Annotated in this window: 3 protein-coding genes; all 3 read left to right on the top strand. The window is 62.8% G+C overall.

The genetic code is table 11. From position 1 onward, the window contains the following. A partial coding sequence (locus VMA74_RS08425) for a 4Fe-4S dicluster domain-containing protein (protein WP_325366191.1) occupies positions 1 to 954 on the top strand: 954 nt, incomplete at its 5' end. Further along, on the top strand, positions 951 to 1,124 hold the full coding sequence (locus VMA74_RS08420) for a hypothetical protein (protein WP_325366190.1): 174 nt from the start codon (positions 951 to 953) through the stop codon (positions 1,122 to 1,124). The genes VMA74_RS08425 and VMA74_RS08420, both read left to right, overlap by 4 nt. Then, the coding region (locus tag VMA74_RS08415; RefSeq protein WP_325366189.1) for an HAD-IC family P-type ATPase at positions 1,121 to 2,942 on the top strand (1,822 nt) is incomplete at its 3' end. The genes VMA74_RS08420 and VMA74_RS08415, both read left to right, overlap by 4 nt.

Below are 2,942 nucleotides of genomic sequence, written 5' to 3'. Positions count from 1 at the left end.
TGGCCGGCGGCGCGGCGAAACCTGGCCGTACGGATGGCGTTTCTGGGCGCCCTGGCGCCCGTGTCCGTTTTTCTGGCCTTCGCCTTCATCTCGTATTTCGTCCCGCCCTCCGATCTCTTCCATCGCCTGCTGGCGCTCGATGTGCACACTGCGGGCGGCATTGCGGGGGCGGCCGTTACGCTGATCACCTTTCTGGATTTCACATTAGTCCGCCAGCGCTTCTGCACCACCATCTGCCCCTATGGTTACCTGCAAGGAATACTGGGCGACGACAACACGCTGCTGGTCCACTATCGCGACGAGTCGCACCTTTGCGTCGAGTGCAAAAAGTGCGTGCGCGTGTGTCACATGGGCATCGACATCCGCAAATCGCCCTTCCAGATCGAATGCGTGCATTGCGGCGAGTGCATCGACGCCTGTGTGGATGTGCTGCATCGCATCGGGAAGCAGGGGCTGATCCACTACACCTGGGGCGAGCGTGGCGAAACTCTCGGTGACCGGGATGCCTGGTACCGCCGTATCGGCATACGCGACGCCAAGCGCGTGATCGTGCTCCTGCTGCTGGCGTGCTATGGCTGCGCGCTATTTGTGGCGTTGAGTATGCGGCATGCCGTGCTGGTGCAGATCAGTCCGGAGCGCGCTTCGCTCTATCGCCTGGATGGCGCGCGCGTCTACAATCGTTTTCGCTTCCGTATCGCCAATCGCGGCAAGGCGCGCTCGGCGGTCGTGTTCTCCATCGCGCAGTTATCCGGTGCCACCCTGGTGATGCCGCACAATCCCGTGCCGGCCGATGCGGGCACTGCCAATCAGGGCACTTTTGAAATATCGCGTCCGCTGGATGCCGCGAAAGATGAGGTTGAACATTTCAGCATTATCGCCACGCCCGTCGGCGGAGGCGCTGCGGACACATTCGCCGAGACATTCTTGAGTCCTCCGCCAAGGAATTCACCATGAGAAGACGTAGCCCCGCCTTGATTTACTGTCTGGCATTTGCCAGTGCTCTTTTTATCGGCATTCTGATTTACGTCTACATCCTGACCAAGCAGGCTAACCCGATCATGCTGGACGAGCACGGCCGTCCCACCGCGTCGTTACGCCTCCTGGATCGCAATCCGGCGGCATGATCGCGGCGGTCCAACTGCATTGCGCGCTCTGTGGGCTCGATTGCGGCCGCCACCCTGTGTTGCGGCACGCCGGCGCCGAAGAACAACCCTTCTGCTGCGCCGGTTGCCTGAACGTCTATTGCATTCTGCTCGAAAGCGGCGTGATCGCCTCCGGCCAGGACTTCCGCGAAACCGGCGTCTATAAGCAGAGTCTGAAGTTGGGCCTGATTTCCAACCGCGATGAAGGTGCAGCGCCCTCCCCAATCCCGCCGGGCGCCGAAACGCGCGAAGCCATCTTCCAGATCTCCGGCATGTGGTGTACGTCCTGCGCCTGGCTGATCGAACACGTGTTAGGCAAGCAGCGCGGCGTGATTTCGGCCAATGTCTTGTTCACTTCCGATCTGGCCAGGATCCGCTACTGCCCGCTGATCGTGCCGCGCGAACGGCTTTCCAGTGCGATTGCCGGCCTGGGATATCGCGCTTCGGAGTACACCGGCCTCGCCGCACGCGAGAGCGCCGAAACCCGCGACCTGCTGTTGCGCATCGGCGTGGCGGCGTTTCTCTGGCTGAACGTGATGTCGCTCAGTCTGGTGCTGTACGCCGGCTATTTCGAGCGCATCTCCGACAGCGTCGCCCACATCCTGCCCTTCGTGTTGTTGGGCTTGACCAGCGTCGCAGTCTGCTATTGCGCTCGGCCCATCCTGCGCGTGGCGTGGTTCGGCCTGCGCCATCGCGCGGTGCGCATGGAGGGCCTGCTCGCCGTAGGCATCCTGGCGGCCTACGCTTACTCCGCGGCGCAAACCTTCGCGCACGGCAGCCACTTCTATTTCGACACCACCTGCGCGTTGATTGCGCTGGTGCTGGCGGGCAAACTGGCCGAGCGCGGCGCGAAAGAAAAGACCATCCGCGCCGTCGCCACCCTCTACCGCATGATGCCCACCAAAGTGCGCTTGCTCGCTGAGCGTCAGGAACGCTTCGTCAACATCGATGCGCTCCAGCCTGGCGCGGTGTTTGTCGTCAAAGCCGGCGAACGCATTCCCGCCGATGGCATCGTCGAGGCAGGCTTTTCGCATGTGGATGAATCAGTGCTCACCGGCGAGCCTGTCCCCCGCGGCAAGAAACCCGGCGATGAGGTGGTATGCGGCAGCTTGAACGCCGATAGCGTGCTCGAAATTCGGGCCACCCGCGTCGGGGCCGATAGCACCCTCACCCACATCGTTCGCCTGGTGGAGAACGCCCTCGCCAACCGTTCGCCGATCGAGCGAACCGTAGACCACGCCGCCAGAATCTTTGTTCCTTGCGTGATGGCCTTGGCGCTTCTGACATGCGGCGGCGTCCTCGCTGTCACTGCCAACCCCGGTGCGGCCCTTATGCGTGCGATCACGGTCCTTGTGATTGCGTGCCCATGCGCGCTCGGCATGGCGACCCCGCTGGCCATAACCACCGCCATCGGCGCCGCCTCTCGCAAAGGCATCCTGGTGAGCAACAGCCGGGCGCTCGAAGTCTTGCCCAAAGTCAACACCATCGTGCTCGATAAAACCGGCACGGTTACCGAAGGCGAATTCCGGCTGCTCGAAACGGTCGGAAATCCAGGCGCCCTGCCACTCGCCGCCGCGCTCGAAACTTTTTCCGAACATCCGCTCGGCCGGGCTTTGGTGCGCTGGGCCGAACAACAGGGCTGGCAACTGCCGGCGCCGCGAAACGTCCAAGTGGAAATAGGCGCTGGCATTCGCGGTCAAGTGCAAGGCCGCGAGGTGTTTGTCGGCAATCGCCGCATGACGGACATCCCCTTCGGGATCGACACGCAAGCCCGCGCCTGGGAACAACAGGGCTACACCG

This window comes from Dyella sp. (genome assembly GCF_035508675.1).
Taxonomy (GTDB): Bacteria; Pseudomonadota; Gammaproteobacteria; order Xanthomonadales; family Rhodanobacteraceae; genus Dyella_B.
The sequence above is the reverse complement of the archived record's forward strand: the minus strand, read 5'-3'. Positions and strand labels throughout refer to the sequence as shown.